We start from the raw sequence: 20,049 nt of genomic DNA, 5'->3' as shown, positions 1-20,049 counted from the left end.
CGGGCCGCCCCGGCCGGGTGGGCCCGTGGACGCGGGTGCGGCGGCGGTCGCCGTCACCGCCGGCGGTGCGGCAGCATGGACGGCGTGACCGAGACGATCGACGCCCTCGCGGGGCTGCTCGCCGCCGGCGGGGTCGTGGTGCTGTCGGGCGCCGGCCTGTCCACCGAGTCGGGCATCCCGGACTACCGGGGGCCGAGCGGCGTGGCCCGCCGGCACACCCCCATGACGTATCAGACGTTCACCGGTGACCCGGTGGCCCGGCGGCGGTACTGGGCGCGTAGCCACCTGGGGTGGCACACGATCGCCGGGGCGGCGCCGAACGCGGGGCACCGGGCGGTGGCCCGGCTACAGCGGGCGGGGCTGGTCGACGCGGTGATCACCCAGAACGTCGACGGGCTGCACACCGCCGCCGGGTCGCCGTCGGTGGTGGAGCTGCACGGCCGGCTGGCCGAGGTGGTGTGCCTCGGCTGCGGCAACCTGACCTCCCGGTGGGAGCTGCACCGGCGGCTGCGGGAGGCGAACCCGGGGTTCGCGGCCGCGGCGGCGGCGGTCAACCCGGACGGTGACGTGGACCTGCCGGACGAGGCGGTGGCCGGGTTCACGACGGTCGACTGCACGTTCTGCGGCACGGGGATGCTGAAACCGGACGTGGTGTTCTTCGGGGAGGCGGTGCCGCCGGCGCGGGTGGCGCGTTGTTTCGACCTGGTGGACGGGGCCCGGTCGCTGCTGGTGCTCGGGTCGTCGTTGACGGTGCTGTCGGGGCGCCGGTTCGTGATCCGCGCGGCGCGGCGGGGTGTTCCGGTGGCGATCGTCAACCAGGGGGCGACCCGCGGTGACGGGTACGCGGCGGTGACGGTGGACGCGCCGCTGGGGGTGGTGCTGCCGGCCCTGGCCGACCGGGTCGCCGGCGAGCCGGTCGGGTCGCCGGTCTGAGCGGGCGGCAGGGGCGTCCGGGCCGGGCCGCCGGGCGCCGACCCGGACCGGCGGCGCGGCCGGCCGGGTGGCGCTGGTAGCGTGGAGTGCGCCGGTACACCCACGTGGGAGAGACCGCCCGGGTGTCGCGGGCGGCGCCGAAGGGGCAGACCCCTCCCCGGAACCTCTCAGGCAAAAGGACCTCGTGGGCAGGCACTGTGGAGCAGCCCCACGCCGTGTGGGGTGCGACTCAGGGGGAGGCCGACCTGTTCGACCTCACCCCGGAGTGTCCGCCCATGACCGCAGAGCAGTTCGCCGCCCGGCACATCGGCCCCGACCCGCAGGCGGAGCGTCGCATGCTGCAGGCCGTCGGCTACGACTCGATCGACGAGCTGATGGACGCGGCGATCCCCGAGGTGATCCGCTGGCACGGCACCCTGGACCTGCCGGAGCCGGCCAGCGAGCACGACGCCCTGGCCGAGTTGCGGGCCCTGGCCGCCCGCAACACCGTCGCCGTGTCCATGATCGGCCTGGGCTATCACGGTACGCACACCCCGGCGGTGATCCGCCGTAACGTGTTGGAGAACCCGGCCTGGTACACGGCGTACACGCCGTACCAGCCGGAGATCAGCCAGGGCCGCCTGGAGGCGCTGCTGAACTTCCAGACGATGGTGACCGACCTGACGGGGCTGGCCACGGCGAACGCGTCGATGCTCGACGAGGGCACCGCCGCGGCGGAGGCGATGACCCTGGCCCGGCGGGCGTCGAAGAGCAAGAGTCCGGTGTACGTGGTCGACGCGGACACCCTCCCGCAGACCGTGGCGGTGATCACCGGCCGGGCGGAGCCGCTGGGCATCGAGGTGCGGGTGGTCGACCTGGACGCCGACGAGTTGCCGGCGGAGTTCTTCGGCCTGCACCTGCAGTACCCGGGGGCGTCGGGGGCGGTACGCGACCACGCGGGCCTGGTCGCCGCGGCGCACGCCGTGGGGGCGCTGGTGACGGTGGCGGCGGACCTGTTGGCGTTGACGCTGCTGCGCCCGCCGGGGGAGATCGGCGTGGACATCGCCGCCGGCACCACGCAGCGGTTCGGGGTGCCGATGGGTTTCGGTGGCCCGCACGCCGGCTACCTGGCGGTGCGCGCCGGTCTGGAGCGGATGCTGCCGGGGCGCCTGGTGGGGGTGTCCCGCGACGCGGCCGGCGCCCCGGCGTACCGGTTGGCGTTGCAGACCCGGGAGCAGCACATCCGTCGGGAGAAGGCGACCAGCAACATCTGCACCGCACAGGTGCTGCTGGCGGTGATGGCCGGCATGTATGCGGTCTACCACGGCCCGGACGGGCTGCGTGGGATCGCCGAGCGCACGCACCGGATGGCGGCGCGGCTCGCCGACGGCCTGCGGGCCGGTGGCGTCGAGGTCGTCGACGTGCCGTTCTTCGACACGATCACCGCGGTGGTGCCGGGCCGGGCCGCCGAGGTGGTGGCCGCCGCCGCGCAGCGCAACGTCAACCTGCGGCTGGTCGACGCCGACCGGGTGGGGATCTCCTGCGACGAGACCACCACCGGCGCGCACCTGGACGCGGTGTGCGCCGCGTTCGGGGTGCCGGCCGCGCACGGTGGGACCGACACCCGGCTGCCGGAGGCGTTGCGACGCACCGGTGACTTCCTCACCCACCCGGTGTTCCGCAGCCACCAGTCGGAGACGGCGATGTTGCGGTACCTGCGGCGGCTGGCCGACTTCGACTACGCCCTGGACCGGGGCATGATCCCGTTGGGGTCGTGCACGATGAAGCTGAACGCCACCACCGAGATGGAGCCGGTGAGCTGGGCGGAGTTCGCGCACATCCACCCGTTCGCCCCCGAGTCGCAGACCGCCGGGTACCGGGAGATGATCGCGCAGCTGGAGGGCTGGCTGGCGGAGGTGACCGGCTACGACGCGGTCAGCGTGCAGCCCAACGCCGGGTCGCAGGGGGAGCTGGCGGGGCTGCTGGCGATCCGCGCGTACCACCGCTCGCGGGGTGAGGGGCACCGGGACGTGTGCCTGATCCCGTCGTCGGCGCACGGCACGAACGCGGCGTCGGCGGTGATGGCGGGTATGCGGGTGGTGGTGGTCGGCTGTGACGGTGACGGCAACGTCGACCTGGTCGACCTGGACGCGAAGATCGACAAGCATCGGGACGCGCTCGCGGCGATCATGGTGACGTATCCGTCGACGCACGGGGTGTACGAGACGGGCATCGCGTCGCTGTGCGCGAAGGTCCACGACGCCGGCGGGCAGGTGTACGTCGACGGGGCGAACCTCAACGCCCTGGTGGGGTTCGCCAAGCCGGGCCGGTTCGGGGCGGACGTGTCGCACCTGAACCTGCACAAGACGTTCTGCATTCCGCACGGGGGCGGTGGTCCGGGGGTGGGGCCGGTGGCGGTGCGCGCGCATCTGGCGCCGTTCCTGCCGGGTGACCCGGCGGGTGAGCGGGCCGAGGGCGCGGTGGCGATCTCGGCGGCGCGCTACGGGTCGGCGGGGATCCTGCCGATCCCGTGGGCGTACCTGCGGATGATGGGCGCGGCGGGGCTGACCCGGGCGACGGGGGTGGCGGTGCTGGCGGCGAACTACGTGGCGGCGCGGCTGCGGGAGCACTTCCCGGTGCTGTACGCCGGCAACAAGGGCCTGGTGGCGCACGAGTGCATCCTGGACCTGCGTCCGTTGACGAAGGCCAGCGGGGTGAGCGTGGACGACGTGGCGAAGCGGCTGATCGACTACGGTTTCCACGCGCCGACGATGTCGTTCCCGGTGGCGGGGACGCTGATGGTGGAGCCGACGGAGAGTGAGGACCTGGCCGAGCTGGACCGGTTCTGCGATGCGATGATCGCCATCCGGGGTGAAATCGACAAGGTGGCCTCGGGTGAGTGGCCGGCGGGGGACAATCCCCTGGTCAACGCCCCGCACACGGCGTCGATGGTGTCGGCCGACGAGTGGGGGCACGCCTATCCGCGGTCGGTGGGGGCGTACCCGGCGGGGGTGGATCGGGCGGGGCGGTACTGGCCGCCGGTGCGGCGCATCGACGGCGCGTACGGTGACCGGAACCTGGTGTGCTCGTGTCCGTCGCCGGAGGCGTTCGAGCTGTGACGGGCGGCGCCGGGGCGGTGCCGAGGGTGCCGCCCCGGCCGGCGCGTCGATGCCGGCGCCGGCCGGTGTGCCCGGGTGACCGGCCCGGGCGTTGACGCTGAGTGACTGGTCAGGCGACGAGGGCGTGTCGGGCGGGGCCGCGGTGGGGGGCGATGGTGCGGCCGTCAGGGAGTAGTTCGCCGGTGTCCTCGAAGACGATGACACCATTGCAGAGTAGGCTCCAGCCCTGCTCAGGGAAGCAGGCGAGGACCCTGGCGGCTTCCCGGTCGGTGGCTTCGGCGGAGGGGCAGGTGGGTTGGTGCTGGCACATCGGGTTCTCCGGACTGTGGGGGCACTGTGTCATGGTTCACATGACCAGTGACGCACAGTACCAAGCGTTTGCGCGCAGCATCGAGCCGGTTCCCGTCATGTCGGCGGGAAATCCACTGAACGGATGATGGAGAATGGGCCAGACGGCGTGGAAGCGCTTCCACTGACGCGGGTCGACGCACCCGCCGCCCCGCACGGCTGCCGCGACCGGCTCGTCGAACGCGACCGACTCGAGTGGCGCCTCGCCGACGGCGGCGACCCCGCCGCCCTCGCCGAGGCGTTCCTGGCCGGCCACGGCCTGGCCGCCGACGACCTGAGCCGCCCCGCGGCCCACCACCTCGACGGGCCGTGCGGGGCCGCCCTGTACGTCTCCGCCGCCGCCGGCGCCGTGATGGCCGCCGGCCACCCCGGCGCGCCCACCCCCGCACCCGCCCTGCCCGACCTCGCCGTCGTCGTCTACGACCATGCCGCCACCCCGGCGCCACCCGCCCCGCCACCCGGCGGCGGATGGTGGATCGGGCCGTGGACCCCGAGCTGGACCGACCGCCAGCACGCCGACGCCGTGGCCGCCGTCCGCGCCGCCATCGGCCGCGGCGACGTCTACCAGGTCAACCTCGTCGGCCACGCCGCCGCCCCGTACACCGGCGACCCCCGACCCGCCCTCGCCCGGCTCGCCCGCCTGCCCGGCGCCCGCTACGGCGGCACCCTGCACGGCCCCGGCTGGTCCATCGGCTGCGCCTCCCCGGAGACCCTGATCGCCCTGCACGCCGGCCGGCTGGTCACCCGCCCCATCAAGGGCACCCGCCCCGCCACCGCCGCCGGCCGCCGCGACCTGCTCGCCTCCACCAAGGAACGCGCCGAACACATCATGATCGTCGACCTGGAACGCAACGACCTCGCCCGCGTCGCGGCCACCGGCAGCGTCACCGTCGACGAACTGTTCGCCGTACGCCGCTGGTGTGACCTGTGGCAGGCCGAGTCCACCGTCTCCGCCGCCTGCGCCGACGGGCTCGGCCTGGCCGACCTGCTGCGCGCCGTCTGCCCCGGCGGGTCCGTCACCGGCGCCCCGAAACTGGCCGCCCTCGACCTCGTCGCCGCCTGCGAACCCGTCGGCCGCGGCGCCGGCATGGGCGCGCTCGGCTGGATCGGCCCCGGCCGCCTCGACCTGGGCCTGACCATCCGCACCGCCGCCGCCGACGGCCACCTGCTGCACGGCTGGGCCGGCGGCGGCATCACCTGGGACAGCGACCCCGACGCCGAGGTCGCCGAGGCCGCCGCCAAGGCCCGCCCCGTACGCGCCGCCCTCGCCGGCGGCCGCACGCGGGCGCACCGATAGCCTGCTGCCATGACGATGCGGCCCATCCGGATCATCGGCGACCCGGTGCTGCGCACCGCCTGCGAGCCGGTGGCCAGCTTCGACGCCGAACTGCGTGCCCTGGTCGGCGACCTCATGGACACCCTGCTCGGCGCCCCCGGGCGCGCCGGTGTCGCCGCCCCGCAGATCGGCGTGAACGCCCAGGTGTTCGTCTACGACGCCGACGGCCACCGCGGGCACATGATCAACCCGACCCTGGAGCTGTCCGACGAACTGCAGGACGACGACGAGGGCTGCCTGTCCATTCCCGGCCTGTACTTCCCGACCCCCCGCGCCCTGCACGCCACCGCCCGCGGCGTCGACCAGCACGGCGAGCCGCTGACCATCTCCGGCAGCGGATTCCTCGCCCGCGCCCTGCAACACGAGACCGACCACCTCGCCGGCCGCCTCTACGTCGACACCCTGCGCGGGGACGTGCGGCGGCGGGCGCTGCGGGAGATCCGCGCCGGCCGGTTCGACTCGCCCCGCCGGCGCCCCTGACGACGCGGGGGCGGCCGGACACGCCGGCCACCCCCGCACCCGCTCACCCGGTCACTTCGGCGGCGGGGCCACCAGACAGGTCGCGGTCGACCGGTTCCCGGAGTCGTCCACGCCGGTGATCACCGCGTCGCCGCGCAGCGTCACCTTGTAGTCGACGTCGCCGGTGCCGTCCCTGACCCGGGACTGCGCGCCCGGCGCCTGCACCAGCTTGATCTTGGTGCCGGCGGGGAACGGCCCGAACGTCACCGACGGGTCGGCGGCGTCACCGATGTACACCTCCACGTCCGTGTCGACGACGTCGGTGGCGGTCAGCTCGTAGAACCCGTCCGGGTTGTACGAGCCGGGGGTGTTGTCCCCGCTCGGGTTGTTCGTCGGCACGCACCGCGTGGTCGGGGCGGTGGTGTCCACCACCCGCATCACCGCGGTGTCGCTGCCGGTGTTGCCGGCGGCGTCGGTGGCGGTGCAGGTGACCGTCGTGGCGCCCAGCGGGAACGTGCTGCCGGGCGGCGGCACGCAGGTCGGGGTCAGCGGCCCGTCGACGTTGTCGGTGGCGCTGGCCGGGTAGTCGATCACCGCGCCGGCCGGGCCGGTCGCCTCGACCGTCCGGTCGTCGACGACGACGGTCGGCGGGGTGACGTCGTTGACGCGCACGGTGATGTGCTCGACGAACTCCGGCCCGCCGGGCAGCCCGTTGAGCCGGAAGTCCACCGTGCAGTGCAGGACGGCACCCTGCGGGGCGTCCCCGGCGACCGTGATGGTCTCGGCGAACGGCACGTCCGTGCCGCTCTGCTGGGTCCGCGACGGCGCGTCGAAGCTCACCGACAGACCCGCGTCGCAGGACGTCACCGTCGGGGTGACGGTGACGTCCAGGTCCCGCAGCCCGTTCAGGATCGCCGCGGTGACCGTGTCCGGGGCGCTGTCGACCACCTGGCCACCCGTGGCGGTGGCCACGGCCGTGGCCTGGCCGTCGGCGTCCAGCCCGCCACCCTCGCCGGCGACGTCGACCGCGAGCACACGCGCGTGGTCGGCCTGCAACGCGGCGGTGGCCTGCGCGAGGGTGTGCCCGGCGCTCGGGTCGTGGCTGGGGGCGTCACCGACCAGCACCACGATCCGGCTGCTGCCCGACCGGTAGGCGATCGCGCCGTCGGAGACCTCGAACAGGGCGTTCACCCAGGCCTCCGGGAAGTCCCCGCCCCCGTCGGCGAGCAGCCCGTCGACGGCGTTCTGCAGGTCGATGGCGTCGGCGGTGAGGTTCTGCCGGACCTGGAACAGCTCCGGCCCGTCCTCCTCGTCCCGGTAGGAGGCGACCGCGAACTCGGCGCCGGGCTGCGCGGTGCGGACGCTGTTGATCACCTGCTGGAGGTTGCTCCGGACGTTCTCGATCGCCGGGCCCATGCTGCCGGTCGTGTCGACCAGCAGCACCACATCCGGCTTCGGCGGGATCGCCGGGGTCGAGACCACCTTGCTGATCGGGATGGCGGTGCCCGGGTCGGCGGCCCGGTCCACCGTGCCCGGGTCGACCCCCGGGGCCGCCCAGGCCGGCGCTGCCACGACGGTCACCATCGCGGTCACGGCGGCGACGGTCACCCCCCTGACACGCCCGCGGGGCACTGCTGTGAAACCCATCGTGTCTCCTTCGCGGCTGCGCCGCGCCCGCCAGCGGGCGCGGCCTCGAAGGCAGACGCTAGGGGCTGCGCCGGTCCCCGCCGGTGCGACACAGGCCCAGGTCAGCGTCGGGTTGTTGACCCGGCGTGGCGGCTGGACAAGGCGGACCGGCCGACCCCCGCCATCACGCCCGGCGGTGCAGCGCGCAAGTGAATCACCTGCCTACACAGCCGCGGACGCCCGCCGACGCCGCCGAGCCGCTTCCGCGCCTCAGCCACACGCCGTTACTCGGAAAGCCTCATTGTCAGAATGCCCGCCAACCCATACAGACTCGACATGTCAGGCCAGACCCTTGGGCACTCGCCGCGAGTTCACCACCTGGTGATCTATTGCTCTCTTCCGAAAAGTTGCCTTGGCGGGTAGGTTTCGGGGCGACCGTCGGGCGCGCGGAGGCAGCGCGCACTTTCGCGAATCGAGGCTGGGTCATGTCATATGACTTCCGGGGCATGACGTTCGTTATCACGGGTGGCACCAGAGGAATCGGCGCAAGTACCGCTCGTGCTGCCGCGCGCTACGGAGCAAACGTTGTAATCAGCGGCACGAGCGAGGCGTCGGGCAAATCAGTCGAGAATGAAATCGTCAGTTCTGGGGGCCAGGCTTCATTCGTCGCCTGCGACTTGCGTGACGCGGAGCAGGTCCAGGCGCTGATGTCCAGGGCGGTGGAGTTGTACGGCGGGATTGACGTGCTACACAACAACGCTGGCATCAACGAGACGGCCTTGACCAGCGGGGTGTCGCTGGAGGACATGGCGGTCGAAACCTTCGACCATGTCCTTGGCGTGAACGTGCGCGGCGCATGGCTGTGCGCCAAGTACGCGCTGCCTCAGTTGAAGGCCAGCTGCCGCAATCCGTCAATCATCAACACCACTTCGACCGGCTCGTTTGTGGCGTTTCCCGGCTGTATCGCCTATGGCGTGAGCAAGGGCGGACTCAGCCTCTTGACGAAGAACCTCGCCCTGGACCTCGCGAAGTACGGCATACGAGTCAACAGCATCGCCCCGGGCGTTACCGAGACCCAGATGGTGGCCGACTACATGAACGCCGCCCCCGACCCCGAGGCCCATGCGCGGGCGATGTCCGGGACACATCTGGTGCCGCGGCTCGGCCAACCCAACGAGATCGCAGAACTCGTCTGCTTCCTCGCCAGCGACAAGGCCTTGTTTGTCAACGGGGCCGAGTGGTTGATCGACGGCGGCGCGCTGGCCTGGCGGGGGAACTCGGCGTGAAACCCGGCTGACCAGCCACCCGTACGACCAGGGTCGGGTAACCCGGAGGCGGGAGCCGGAGGGGGAGATTCACCTCCGGCTCCCGCCTCCTACCGACCGGCCCGTACATCACCAGCCTGACCCGCAGCACCTCGCTGATCCGCGGGGACTTGCGGCACCAGGCCGGCAGGACCGCCGAGGCGAACCGCCGCCGCTCACCCGTCTCGTCGACGCGCTTGTCGTTGACCCGCGGCGCGGCCACCTCGACCGCCCCCGCCTGGTCCAAGCCGGGCCGGGCGCGGGTGGTGCCGGAATACGCCCGGTCGAGGTAGATCCGTTCGGCCGGCACCCCGAGGTCGAGCAAGATTTGCCGGTTCGCTTCCAGGTCCTGCTTGTCGGTGGGCGGGCGTGTCCGATCAGCACGGCACGGCACGGCCGGCAGCGTAACGGATAGCCCCCATCACCGGACAGTTCACCGGCGGGCCACGGCGGCGTCCAGGCCGGGGGACAGGTGCGCCCACAGCCGCGCCGGCAGCACCGGCGCCAACTCACCCAACGTGTTCGGCGCGGACGGGCATCCGCCCATGATCACACGACGGCGGTCAGCAGCCGCCGCCACCTCCCGCCTCGGGCGGCAGGTTCTCCTGCGCCCACTGGGCCAACGCCTCCAGAGCCGGCACCAACGCCGCCCCCCGGTCGGTGAGCTGGTAACTGACCCCCACCGGCGGACCCTGGCGCACCGTACGCGAGACCAGACCCACCCGGCACAGCTCACCCAGCCGATCCGACAACACCGACTCGCTGATGCCCGGCAGCGCCCGGGCCAACTCCGCGAAACCGGCCGGCCCGCCCGCCAGAGTGCCCAGCAGCACCCCGTTCCACCGCTTACCGAGGAACGCGAAGGCCCGGGCCAGACCCGCGTCGCACGCGCGGGGGGCAGCACCCGCCTCGGGCCTACTCGTCATGGCCCCAGGATACGCGCTACGCTGAGCCGGCAAGGAGCTACTAAAAAGCTAGCCGCTCCGATCAGCGGAGCAGCCGCGCGAGAACGAGGACCCCATGAGCGACCTGATCACCCTGCACCCCGAGGCGCAGGCCCAACTGTTCACCGACGCCCGCACCGCCAACACCTTCACCGACGAACCCGTCACCGACGCCCAACTGCGCGCCATCTTCGAACTCGCCAAGTACCCGCCCACCGCCGCCAACACCCAGCCCCTGCGCGTGCTGTTCATCCGCGACGGCGAACCCCGCCAGCGGCTGCTCACCCACATGGCCGAAGGCAACCGCGCCAAGACCGCCGCCGCCCCCGTCGTCGCCGTCCTCGCCGCCGACACCGACTTCCACGAGTTCATCCCCCGGATCTTCCCGATCCGCCCCGAGATGCGCGACGGCCTCGCCACCGACCCCGCCGGCCGCGAACAGATGGCCCGCTTCAACGCCGGCCTGCAGATCGGCTACTGGCTGCTCGCCGTCCGCGCCGCCGGCCTCGCCGCCGGACCCATGGGCGGCTTCGACGCCGCCGGCGTCGACAAGGAATTCTTCGCCGACAGCTCCTGGAAATCCCTGCTCGTGGTCAACATCGGCAAGCCCGGCCCCGACGCCTGGTTCCCCCGACTGCCCCGCCTCGACTACGACGACGTCGTCCGCCACGCCTGACCCGCCCGCGGCGGACCACCGACGCGCCGCCCCGCCGGCGTACCCGCAGCCGCTCAACCGGCCCGCCACTGGTCGTAACCCAACTTCACCACCAACGCCACCACCACCACCAACAGCACCACCCGCACGAAGCCGGAGCCGCGCCGCAACGCCATCCGCGCGCCCAGCGCGGCTCCGGCCACGTTGCACACCGCCATCGCCGCCCCCAGCAGCCACCACACATGCCCCGTCGCCGCGAACACCACCAACGCACCCAGGTTCGTACCCGCGTTCACCACCTTCGCCATCGCCGAGGCGTGCACGAAATCCGCCCCCACCAACGCCGTGAACGCCAACACCAGGAACGTGCCCGTACCCGGACCGATCAACCCGTCGTACAGGGCGATCCCCAACCCGGCCACCCCCACCGCCACCGCCACCCGCACCCGCGTACGCCGCTCCGGACGCGCCACCACCCCCAACCGGGGCCGGGTCAGCACGAACACCGCCACCGCCAACAACACCACCAACACCACCGGCCGGTACGCCCCCGCCGGCACCGCCCCCGCCAACGCCGCACCCACCCCGGCCGTCAACACCGCCAACCCCGCCGCCGGCCCCGCCACCCGCCAGTCCAGCTTCGTCCGCCGCCCGTACGTCACCGCCGCCGTGGCCGTACCGAAGATCGCCGCCAGCTTGTTCGTGCCCAACGCCGTCGCCACCGGCACCCCCGGCGCGGCCACCAGCAACGCCGGCAACAACAGCAACCCACCCCCACCGACGACGGCGTCGACCCAACCGGCCATCGCGGCCGCAGCGAGCAGGGTCGTCAGCAACAGGGGATCGACATCCACGGGCGGCCATTCTGCCCACCCACCCCCACCCGGCCCCCACCACCACGAACCCCTGTGTCCGCCCTCACCACGCGGCCCCGACACCCCGGCCACCAGGGGAGGAGTCGGACCCCCGACGGCCCCGCAGCGCCCGCCCCCGACGCCGCCTCACCGACCCCGACGACGCCGCAACCAGATCCCCACCGCACCCAGCACCACGAACACCAGCATCGAACACACCAACACCCTGAACATCCGACAACCCTCCCACGCCCCGCCACACGCCCACCCCGGGCCGCGACAACAGCCACGACCCGGGACACAAGCGACTCAACCCCGACCCGCCGCCCGCCGCGCCGCCGCCAACGCGTTACCGAACAACATCGCCACCGTCGTCGGGCCCACCCCACCGACCCGCGGCGTGATCGCCCCCGCCACCCGCGCACACGACTCGTCCACATCCGGCAACAACCGCCGACCCTCGTACCGCACCCCACCACCGACCACCACCGCACCCGCACGCACGTGCTCCGGCCGCACGATCCCCGGCACCCCCGCCGCCGCCACCAGGATCTCCGCCCGCCGCGTGTACCGCGGCCAGTCCGCCACCCCCGTGTGCACCACCGTCACCGCCGCGTTCGCCGTCGGCCGCTTCTGCGCCAACAACATCGCCAACGGCCGACCCAACGTGGCACCCCGACCCAGCACCACCACCTCGCGACCCGCCACCGGCACCCCGTGAAACGCCAGCAAGGCCTCGATCCCCGCCGGCGTACACGGCAACGGACCCGGCAACCCCAACGCCAACCGGCCCATGTTCACCGGATGCATCCCGTCCACGTCCTTGTCCGGATCGAGAACCTGCAACGCCCGGTCGTAGTCCAGATGCCCCGGAATCGGATGCTGCAGCAACACCCCGTGCACACCCGCGTCCGCGTTGAAATCCTCCAACACCCGGTGCAGATCCGCCTGCGACGCCGACGCCGGCAGATGCACATGCGGCGACGCGAAACCCAACTCCGCCGCCTGCCGCTGCTTGATCCGGATGTACCCGGCGCTCGCGTCGTCGTCACCGACCAGCACCGTCGCCAACGACGGCGTCACCCCCGCCGCCCGCAACGCCGCCACACCCTCGGCGACCTCCGCCAGCACCCGCTGCGCCACCGGCTTGCCGGACAACACCCGAGCGGTCGTCGTACCCACAGCAGACATGCGACACCTCGCCCGCGGGAGCCCAGGCGGACGACCCCCACGACGAGCTCCCCGATGGTCGATCCCATCCCCGGTGCCGCCAGTCGCGTACCCCACCACCCTGCCACACCCCACCGCGACCGGTCACCCCACCCGGCCGCCACCCCCACCCACCAGCCCCGCCAACGCCCGGTTCGTCCGGTTCGACGCCACCGCCGCCCGCTGCTGACCCGCCGTCACCTCGATGTACGTCTGCGACGACGCCAACGACGCGTGCCCCAGCAACCGCATGATCTCCGCCGCGCTCGCCCCGTCCTCGGCCAACCGCGTCGCGAACGTGTGCCGCAGCGCGTGCAACCGCGCCCCACGCGGCACCCGGTCGCCGATGCCCGCCCGCCGATAGCAGGACTCCACCAGGTACTGCAGACCACCGCGGCGCAGCGGCTCGCCCCGCCGGTCCACCAGCAGCGGCGAGTCCGGCCGCACGCTGCGGGCACCGAACCGGCGGGCCCGGCTGTCCAGGTAGTCGGCCAACAGCCGGTCCAGGTCGGCCTCGATCGGCACCACCCGCGGCCGCCCACCCTTGCCCGCCACGTCGACCCGGCGCTCACCGGGCCGGCCCGCCAGTGACGCCACCCGCAACGCCAGCAACTCCGACAGCCGAAGTCCGGCGCACAGCGCCAGCGCGAGCACGGCCAGGTCCCGCTCCGGCCACGGGTCGCGCTGGCGGCCCTCGCCGCGGGCCACCGCCGCGAGCAGTTCCTCCGGGGTGTCGTCGCCGCGCAGCGGCTTGGGCTGGGGGAGCGGCGCGCGGGGTCGACCCACCGCGGGCATCGGGTTTCCCGGCACGACCCCCTCGGCCACCAGGAACGTGAAGAAGCTGTTCCACGTCGACCACGCCCGGTGCACCGAGGCGGCGGCGCGGGGCGCGGCGAAGCGGGCGAACGCCGCGCGCATGAGGCGGGGGGACAGGGCGATGATCGTCAACTCGTCGAGGGGGAGGGGAGGGGTGCCGTCCTCGGCCGCCAGGTGGGCGACGGCCAGCAGGTCGCGCCGGTACGCGGCGAGGGTGTGGGGGGAGGGCTTGCGGGTCGCCCGAGCCGTCAGGAACTCCTCGATCAGCGACGTCACCGCTTCGTCCTGTTTGTCGTGCATAAGGGATATTATGCAGGATTTTCGTGTTGGCGGGGGGTCTGCCGCGAGGGGAGCGGGACGGCTGGGTCGACTCGCCCGCTCACCCCGAGCCTGGTCGACAGCGAGGCGGACCTGGCCGCCGCCAACGCGTTGTGGGCGTTCGGCACCGACGCGTTGCGGATGCTGGGCCCTCCGGTGGGCACGTTCCTCGTCGCCCGGGGATGGTTCCCGGCCGCCGTCGCGCTCGCCCTCGCCGCCCAGTTGGGCGCCGCGTCGGTCGCCGCCGGGCTGCGGGTACGTGGCGTCCGGCGCCCGCCCGCCGTACCCGTGATCGGGGGCCTGCGGGACGGGTTGGCCCAGGTGGCCGGCGCGCCGCTGCTGCGCGGGCTGCTGGCTGTACTGGACGGCCAACGCCGCTCTGACCGCGCTGCTGGTGCCGTTCGTGGCGGGTCGGCACGGTTCCGGCGCGGTGGTGGGGTGGTTGGTCGCGGGGCTGGGCGTGGGCCACCTGGGCGGGGCGCTGCTGAGTCGGCGGCTGGTGCTGCGGTTCCCGGCGCGGGTATTGCTGGCGGCGGGGTACGCGGCGGTCGGCGTGGCGTTCCTGGTGCTGTTCACGGCGTCGTCGGTGGCGGCGGCGTTCCAGGCCGGTGACGCGCTCGCGGCGCTCACGGGCGCGGTGCTGGGTCCGGCCGTCGCGGTGCTGTTCGGTCTGGCCGCGGCGTTGCCCGCGTTGTGCGCTCTGTTGCTGCTGGCGGCGGTGGCGGCGCGGTTGCCGGCCGGGCGGTCGCTGCCGGTGACGAGTTGGCCTCGACCGGGCGGGAGGGGGCCGCCGATCCGTCAACTTGACATAATGTACATTATCGAATCCATGTTGGGCGGGAGAGGGTGGGTGTTCGGGCCGCGGCTAGGTCGCGGCGGCGCGGACCACGGTCGAGGAAATCGCCGCCAGTTCGGGCCGAGCCGCCATGAACAGGGTCGCGATACCCAGCGTCTCGTTCATGGCGGCCAGCCGACACTCGCCCACCGCGTCGGCAGCGTTCCGCACGCCACGGATGATCACTCCGGCTCCGTGTTGCTGGCAGTAGGCCACGGTCAGCCCGCTCCAGGCTGCGACTGTCACGTTCTCCCAGTCCGCCGGGAGGATGGCACGGATGTCCAGCGCGCGTTCCGCACCGGTCTTGGTGGGCCGCTTCTCATCGTTGATCGCGACCAGCACCGTCACGTGTTCGAACAAGCGCCGCGCCCGGTCGACGAGATCCCGATGACCGGCGGTGAAGGGGGCGAACGTTCCGGGATAGACAGCGCGGGAGCTTCGAGGATCGCCAACAGGCTCGTGAAGCATCGACAGATGCTACCTGCGGTCCGGGCGGCTCACCGCAGCCTGCTGGCGGGCCATCCATGAGGTGGCTCGCAGCCCGTACCTGATTCCGTCGTCGCCCTACGCTCCCAGATCGGTCATGCCCCACCACAGCTCAGACCGCTCGGGGTGGCTCCCCATCACCGAGAGCGGACACCAGCCCGAGGGCCTCGGCGGCGGCGCGGCCGTTGGCGTGGCTCGCGCCGTACGTGGTGACGAACGCCCGCACGCCCCGCGGGCGCCAGCTGGACGGCCAGCCCATGTCCACCACGGTGACCGGATGGTCGGCGGCCAGCGTCTCCACCAGCGCCGGTCCTCCGGCGAGCCCGCGCAGCCGGCGGCACACCACGACGATCGGCCGGCCGCCGGCGTGCTGACGTAGTTCCGCCGCGGTGGTCTGGGCAGCGACCTTGTGGATCTCCTCCACGCCGGTCAGGTGCGGGCCGAGGCCCCACGGCGTGCGGCCCTGCACGTTGGTCGAGGTGGCGAAGAGTTGCACGACAAGCGGCGTGCCCGACGGGGGTATGCCGTCCACGCGTACGGCCCGGCGCGCGACGTCGTAGCCGAGCCGGGTCGGTGGTGGCATCGGCCCGGGCGACGGGCGGGTCCAGGCGGCCAGCCGCGTGGACCGTTCCACGGCCTGTTCGAGGCGCGCGACCTGCAGTCGTCCGTCGCGGGTGGCGGTGCAGATCTCGTCGGCCACGCGTTCGACGACGGCGGCGTCCTCGGTCGCGCCGAGGCAGAGCAGGTCCGCTCCGGCGGCGAGGGCGAGCACGGCGGCGGGTCCCATGCCGCCGACGGGTGTGGAGGCGGCCTGCATCTCCAGCGCGTCGGTGATGACCGTTCCGGTGAAACGGTACTCGTCGCGGAGCAGATTGGTCAGGATGGGCCGGCTGAACGTCGCGGGGCGGTCGCCGGTCACCGCCGGGACGCGGATGTGCGCGCTCATGATCGCTTTCGCGTCGGCGGCGATGGCCGCCGCGAACGGCGGCAGGTCGCGGGTCTTGAGCACTTCGATGGGTACGTCGACGGTGGGCAGTTCGAGGTGCGAGTCGACGACTGTGGCGCCGTGCCCGGGAAAGTGTTTGGCGCAGGCGGCGACGTACGCCGCCTGCAGGCCGGTGACGGCGGCGGCGGTGTGGGCCGCCACCCGGGTCGGGTCGGTGCCGAACGAGCGGGGGCCGATCACCGGGTTGTCGGCGGCCGAGTTGACGTCGGCGACGGGTGCCAGGTCGAGGGTGATGCCGACGGCGGTGAGTTGATCGCCGATGGCGCGGTAGATGTCGCGGGTGTGGGTGAGGTCGTCGACCACGCCGAGTGCGGCGTTGCCGGGATAAGGGCTGCCGGTGGCGTGGGCCAGGCGGGTGACGTCGCCGCCCTCCTCGTCGATGGCGACGAGGACGTCGGTGTGGGCCTCGCGCAGGGCGGCGACGCAGGTGGTGAGCTGTGCGGGGTTGTCGACGTTGCGGCCGAACAGGACGTGCCCGGCCAGGCCGTCGCGGACGAGTTCCACGGCCCAGGGCGGTGGTGTGTGCCCGGGGAACGCGGCCAGGATGGTGCCGAGCGCGAGCCGGCGTAGTCCTCGGTCTGTTGCCACCGTTTCCCTTCCCCTCGGCCTCCGTTGGTGGGGATTTTTGCACTGTTTTGCCGGGTTTGGTGGGCGATTCCGGGGGCGTCAGCCGGGCAGTACCTTTCCCGGGTTCATCAGCCCGCGCGGGTCGAGCAGTTGTTTGATGCCGCGCATCAGGTCCAGTTCGTGGTGGTCCTTGTAGTCGGCGATGAGATGAACAGGTGCTTGAGGTCGTGGCCGGTGTTGTCCTTGCGCAGTGTGCGCAGTCCGTTCCAGATCCGTCCGTCGGGCAGGACGACCTCCAGTCCGAGGGTGAGGTCGCGCATGGTGCCGTAGCGCAGGACGCCGGTGCCGGATCCCGGTGATCCACCCCGTGTCACCGAAATGGGGGCATTCGGAGGACTCGGATATCCCCATGTCGCCGCCGTTGAGTCGATCACGGGTTCCGGACGGTTCGGGCCGGCCCCGCCGCAGCGGTCAGAGGCCACCGGAGACGCGCAGGACGGCGCCGGTGGTGTAGCTGGCGTCGGGGCCGAGCAGCCAGGCGATCGCGCCGGCGATCTCGTCGGGTTCCCCGGCGCGGCCCAGCGGAACGCGCCCGGCGGCGGTGTCGGGGCGGTCGGGCACGCCGGACACGGCGTGCAGGTCGGTGCGGATGATGCCGGGGGCGACGGTGTTGACGCGGATGCCGCGCGGGGCCAGTTCCTTGGCCAGACCGACGGTGAGGGTGTCGGTGGCGGCCTTGACGGCGGCGTAGTGCACGTACTCCCCCGGGCTGCCGAGGGTGGCGGCGGCGGAGGAGACGTTGACGATCGCCCCGCCGGCGCCCATCCGGCGCGCGGCGTGCTGGGCGGCCACGACGTACCCGACGAGGTTGACGTCGACGACGTGGCGCAGGTCGTCGATACGCAGGTCGGTGAAGGGGCCGATGGGGCTGGTGACGCCGGCGTTGTTGACCAGGCCGGTCAGCGGGCCGAGGTCGGCGGCGGCGTCGAACAGCCGGGGGATCTGGTCGGGGTCGGCGGTGTCGGCGGCGACGGCTGTCGCCCGGCGGCCGGCGGCGCGGATGTCGGCGACGACGCGGGCGGCGGCGTCGTGGTCGCGGCGGTAGCCGACGACGACGTCATGGCCGTCGTGGGCGAGGCGGCGGGCCGTGGCGGCGCCGATGCCGCGGCCCCCGCCGGTGACGATGGTGACTGGGCTCATCCGGGCCGCTCCCCTCCCCCTGCGGGTGTTGGCGCTGACGTTACCGGCGATGATCGACACAGCGGCGTCACAGTGGATCCCGGGCGGGGCTGATCTTCGGGGTGTCGGGGCCGGCTGGTATCAAGGCAGCAATCAGACAGGTGTACGGAAGAGGGTGGCGATGGGCGGCGGCGAGGGTTTGTCGGCGGACGAGGTGGAGGGCATCCGGGAGGCGTTGGCGGCTGGCCGGAAGCCGAAGGTGGTGTTCACCGCCTCCGCCGGGCAGATCGCCGGGCAGGTGGGTCAGGTGGTGGAGCTGACCGATCCGGCGGAGTCCGACGAGTACGTGGTGGTGCGGTTCGGCCGCGACGAGCTGCCGTTCTCCCCCGCCGACGTGGCGATCGCGCCGCGTGGGGCGGGGCGCAGGGCGGCCGAGGCGCGGCCGGAGTCGGAGGCCGAGCAGCCGCAGCCGGCTGCGGAGCCGGAGTTCGTGCTGGACACCCCGCCGAGGGTGCCGGTGGCGCGGCGGGAGGAGCCGAGGGTGGAGCAGCAGGCGGAGGCGAAGCCGGCGAAGCGGGCGGTCAAGGCGGCCAAGCCGAAGGGGCCGGCGGGGCTGACGGTGACGTTGGCGTACGCCGACGGCGAGTGGACGGTGGCCGCGCAGCAGGGCGCCAAGGCCCTGGCGAAGCCGTACGTGGTGAAGCCGGCGGAGGCGCTGAAGATGGTGGCGCTGGTGGACGTGCCGGGGGTGCAGGAGGCGGTGGAGCAGATCCTGGCCGCGGAGCGGGCGGAGGTGGAGCAGCAGGCGGAGAAGCTGCGCGCCGAGCTGGCGGAGATCGAGGCGCGGCTGGCGGAGCTGCGCGAGGCGGGCTGACCCGCGGGCGGCGCGGGGTCGCGGACCGGCGACGTCGGTTGGCTTCCCCGCGCCCGACCGGCTGGAGCCGGCGCGGCGGCAGACGGGCATCGCCGCCTGCCGCCGGATCGCCTGTCGGCTACTGCGTCACCTCGATGTGGTAGCAGTTGTTGGTGGCGCGCTCGTCGAGGAAGCGGGTCACCCGCGGGCGGATCGCGTTGACGAACAGTGGACCGTTGGTGGCGTTGAAGGCGCCGGCGCCGAGGTCGGCCACGTTGACGACGGCGGGGTCGGCGCAGTGGCGGGAGACGTTCTGCGGGCCCTGATCGTTGATTTCCTGTTCCATGGCGGCGCGGATGGTGGCGGCGTTGGCCAGGATCTGCGCCCGGGTCATCCCCTGGGTCTGCTGGACGAAGGTGTTGACGACCGCGTCGCCGGGCGCGGCGTAGAGCGCCAACTGGTTGGCGACGTTGACGCTCACCGGGTTGGCCGCGTTGGTGAGGTTCTGGAACATCGCCCGCGCCTGGTCGGCGGGAGTGCGCGCGGTGCTGGTGATGGTGACGGTGCGCTGGCCGGCGGCGCGCAGGCTGTCCTTGACGATGTCGATGGTGGCCGCGCTCACCGCGGTGGCGTTGGCGTTGGCGCCGAAGGCGACCTGCACGTCGGCCAGGGCGCCCACCCGGCTGGGGCTGGCCACGGCGATCAGGTGGGTGACGCCGGCCGGGTTGTCGGCCAGCAGGTTCCCGGCGATGCGGATCGGCCCGTGCTGGCCGGCGGTGGTGCCCGCCGGCACGGAGTGGCTGAAGACGGGCGTCCCGAGCCGGTTGGCGTGGCCGGGCCCGTTGGCCCAGTACACGTCGATGGTGGCGGCCTGCTTGAGGTCGCCGTTGTCCACCGTGTAGCGCAGGTCCATGCCGCCGGCGGTGTTGTTCCAGGCCAGGCTCGGCTGGATCTGGTCGCGTACCTCCTCGACGAAGTCGACGACGACCTGGGAGTCGAACAGGTCGTCGGCGACGTTGGCCACGCCCAGGTCGACCTGGATGGTGTCGCCGGCCTTGTCCACGGGCAGGGTGAGTTCCCGCCAGCCGGTGGCGCCGCTGCCGTAGTCGAACTGGCCCAGGCCCAGGCCGTTCATCGAATGTCTTCCGTGGAAACCCCCGGCTTTAGCCGTGGGGAGGAAACGGAACCCCTGCGGAGCAGGTCAGGGATAGCCCATTCGCCGC

The 20,049-nt window shown here is 73.0% G+C and carries 20 protein-coding genes, 1 pseudogene and 1 riboswitch; of the genes and pseudogenes, 8 read left to right on the top strand and 13 right to left on the bottom strand.

All coding sequences use genetic code 11. From position 1 onward, the window contains the following. The first annotated feature begins 75 nt into the window (after window positions 1-75). A complete protein-coding gene (locus ACGFIZ_RS25595) occupies window positions 76-933 on the top strand; it encodes an NAD-dependent protein deacetylase (RefSeq protein WP_393423218.1) in 858 nt (285 codons plus the stop codon). Between the two features lie 95 nt (window positions 934-1,028). Continuing rightward, window positions 1,029-1,126, top strand: a riboswitch (glycine riboswitch). A gap of 82 nt (window positions 1,127-1,208) precedes the next feature. Then, window positions 1,209-4,031, top strand: coding sequence for an aminomethyl-transferring glycine dehydrogenase (gene gcvP / locus ACGFIZ_RS25590; protein ID WP_393423216.1), 2,823 nt, complete (start codon window positions 1,209-1,211; stop codon window positions 4,029-4,031). 109 nt (window positions 4,032-4,140) lie between these two features. Here gcvP and ACGFIZ_RS25585 read toward each other — a convergent pair whose 3' ends face one another. Continuing rightward, window positions 4,141-4,341 carry a DUF5999 family protein gene (locus ACGFIZ_RS25585; RefSeq protein ID WP_347669485.1) on the bottom strand — a complete coding sequence of 67 codons (201 nt, stop codon included), beginning with the start codon at window positions 4,339-4,341 and terminating at the stop codon, window positions 4,141-4,143. A gap of 123 nt (window positions 4,342-4,464) precedes the next feature. Here ACGFIZ_RS25585 and ACGFIZ_RS25580 point away from each other — a divergent pair, with 123 nt between their 5' ends. Next, window positions 4,465-5,676 carry a chorismate-binding protein gene (locus ACGFIZ_RS25580; RefSeq protein WP_393423214.1) on the top strand — a complete coding sequence of 404 codons (1,212 nt, stop codon included), beginning with the start codon at window positions 4,465-4,467 and terminating at the stop codon, window positions 5,674-5,676. A 9-nt stretch (window positions 5,677-5,685) separates the two neighbouring features. After that, complete coding sequence (gene def / locus ACGFIZ_RS25575) at window positions 5,686-6,195, top strand: peptide deformylase (RefSeq protein WP_393423212.1); 510 nt, start codon at window positions 5,686-5,688, stop codon at window positions 6,193-6,195. A gap of 51 nt (window positions 6,196-6,246) precedes the next feature. Here the strand turns inward: def and ACGFIZ_RS25570 are convergent, their stop codons facing one another. Next, on the bottom strand, window positions 6,247-7,821 hold the full coding sequence (locus ACGFIZ_RS25570; RefSeq protein ID WP_393423210.1) for a VWA domain-containing protein: 1,575 nt from the start codon (window positions 7,819-7,821) through the stop codon (window positions 6,247-6,249). 485 nt (window positions 7,822-8,306) lie between these two features. Here ACGFIZ_RS25570 and ACGFIZ_RS25565 point away from each other — a divergent pair, with 485 nt between their 5' ends. Further along, window positions 8,307-9,086 (top strand): SDR family NAD(P)-dependent oxidoreductase, encoded by a 780-nt coding sequence (locus ACGFIZ_RS25565; RefSeq protein WP_393423208.1) that lies wholly within the window; start codon window positions 8,307-8,309, stop codon window positions 9,084-9,086. Between the two features lie 124 nt (window positions 9,087-9,210). On the opposite strand, the pseudogene ACGFIZ_RS25560 reads toward ACGFIZ_RS25565, so the two are convergent. Both ACGFIZ_RS25560 and ACGFIZ_RS25555 read right to left on the bottom strand, forming a co-directional pair. After that, window positions 9,211-9,351 (bottom strand): annotated as a pseudogene (locus tag ACGFIZ_RS25560) (IS256 family transposase); the annotation flags it as partial. A gap of 316 nt (window positions 9,352-9,667) precedes the next feature. Beyond that, window positions 9,668-10,030 carry a winged helix-turn-helix transcriptional regulator gene (locus ACGFIZ_RS25555; RefSeq protein WP_393423206.1) on the bottom strand — a complete coding sequence of 121 codons (363 nt, stop codon included), beginning with the start codon at window positions 10,028-10,030 and terminating at the stop codon, window positions 9,668-9,670. Window positions 10,031-10,124: 94 nt separating this feature from the next. Here ACGFIZ_RS25555 and ACGFIZ_RS25550 point away from each other — a divergent pair, with 94 nt between their 5' ends. After that, window positions 10,125-10,724: a malonic semialdehyde reductase gene (locus ACGFIZ_RS25550; RefSeq protein ID WP_393423204.1), complete on the top strand. Its 600-nt coding sequence runs from the start codon at window positions 10,125-10,127 to the stop codon at window positions 10,722-10,724. A gap of 53 nt (window positions 10,725-10,777) precedes the next feature. Here ACGFIZ_RS25550 and ACGFIZ_RS25545 read toward each other — a convergent pair whose 3' ends face one another. From ACGFIZ_RS25545 to ACGFIZ_RS25535, 3 genes are all read right to left on the bottom strand, one after another. Continuing rightward, the gene (locus ACGFIZ_RS25545) at window positions 10,778-11,557 is read right to left on the bottom strand and encodes a sulfite exporter TauE/SafE family protein (RefSeq protein ID WP_393423202.1); all 780 of its coding nucleotides are present in this window, start codon (window positions 11,555-11,557) and stop codon (window positions 10,778-10,780) included. Between the two features lie 309 nt (window positions 11,558-11,866). Then, window positions 11,867-12,748, bottom strand: a complete 882-nt coding sequence (locus ACGFIZ_RS25540; RefSeq protein ID WP_393423200.1) for a bifunctional 5,10-methylenetetrahydrofolate dehydrogenase/5,10-methenyltetrahydrofolate cyclohydrolase — start codon at window positions 12,746-12,748, stop codon at window positions 11,867-11,869. A 123-nt stretch (window positions 12,749-12,871) separates the two neighbouring features. Further along, window positions 12,872-13,882: a tyrosine-type recombinase/integrase gene (locus ACGFIZ_RS25535; protein ID WP_393423198.1), complete on the bottom strand. Its 1,011-nt coding sequence runs from the start codon at window positions 13,880-13,882 to the stop codon at window positions 12,872-12,874. Between ACGFIZ_RS25535 and ACGFIZ_RS25530 the strand changes: the two genes are divergently transcribed. Further along, complete coding sequence (locus ACGFIZ_RS25530; RefSeq protein ID WP_393423196.1) at window positions 13,877-14,512, top strand: hypothetical protein; 636 nt, start codon at window positions 13,877-13,879, stop codon at window positions 14,510-14,512. The genes ACGFIZ_RS25535 and ACGFIZ_RS25530 overlap by 6 nt on opposite strands. 253 nt (window positions 14,513-14,765) lie before the next feature. On the opposite strand, the gene coaD is transcribed toward ACGFIZ_RS25530, so the two are convergent. From coaD to ACGFIZ_RS25505, 5 genes are all read right to left on the bottom strand, one after another. Next, window positions 14,766-15,203 carry a pantetheine-phosphate adenylyltransferase gene (gene coaD, locus ACGFIZ_RS25525; RefSeq protein ID WP_393423194.1) on the bottom strand — a complete coding sequence of 146 codons (438 nt, stop codon included), beginning with the start codon at window positions 15,201-15,203 and terminating at the stop codon, window positions 14,766-14,768. A gap of 130 nt (window positions 15,204-15,333) precedes the next feature. After that, on the bottom strand, window positions 15,334-16,815 hold the full coding sequence (locus ACGFIZ_RS25520; protein WP_393423192.1) for a glycoside hydrolase family 3 N-terminal domain-containing protein: 1,482 nt from the start codon (window positions 16,813-16,815) through the stop codon (window positions 15,334-15,336). 78 nt (window positions 16,816-16,893) lie between these two features. Further along, window positions 16,894-16,962 carry an FAD-linked oxidase C-terminal domain-containing protein gene (locus tag ACGFIZ_RS25515; protein WP_393423302.1) on the bottom strand — a complete coding sequence of 23 codons (69 nt, stop codon included), beginning with the start codon at window positions 16,960-16,962 and terminating at the stop codon, window positions 16,894-16,896. Further along, window positions 16,962-17,168, bottom strand: coding sequence for an FAD-binding oxidoreductase (locus ACGFIZ_RS25510; protein ID WP_393423315.1), 207 nt, complete (start codon window positions 17,166-17,168; stop codon window positions 16,962-16,964). The genes ACGFIZ_RS25515 and ACGFIZ_RS25510 overlap by 1 nt, the downstream gene beginning before the upstream one ends. A 97-nt stretch (window positions 17,169-17,265) precedes the next feature. Next, window positions 17,266-17,994 (bottom strand): SDR family NAD(P)-dependent oxidoreductase, encoded by a 729-nt coding sequence (locus ACGFIZ_RS25505; protein ID WP_393423190.1) that lies wholly within the window; start codon window positions 17,992-17,994, stop codon window positions 17,266-17,268. A 160-nt stretch (window positions 17,995-18,154) separates the two neighbouring features. On the opposite strand from ACGFIZ_RS25505, the gene ACGFIZ_RS25500 reads away from it, so the two are divergent. Then, on the top strand, window positions 18,155-18,847 hold the full coding sequence (locus ACGFIZ_RS25500; RefSeq protein WP_393423188.1) for a hypothetical protein: 693 nt from the start codon (window positions 18,155-18,157) through the stop codon (window positions 18,845-18,847). A 118-nt stretch (window positions 18,848-18,965) separates the two neighbouring features. Here ACGFIZ_RS25500 and ACGFIZ_RS25495 read toward each other — a convergent pair whose 3' ends face one another. After that, window positions 18,966-19,961, bottom strand: a complete 996-nt coding sequence (locus tag ACGFIZ_RS25495) for a hypothetical protein (RefSeq protein ID WP_393423186.1) — start codon at window positions 19,959-19,961, stop codon at window positions 18,966-18,968. Window positions 19,962-20,049 lie beyond the last annotated feature (88 nt).

Source organism: Micromonospora sp. NPDC048830 (assembly GCF_043198215.1).
GTDB lineage: Bacteria > Actinomycetota > Actinomycetes > Mycobacteriales > Micromonosporaceae > Micromonospora.
The sequence above is the reverse complement of the archived record's forward strand: the minus strand, read 5'-3'. Positions and strand labels throughout refer to the sequence as shown.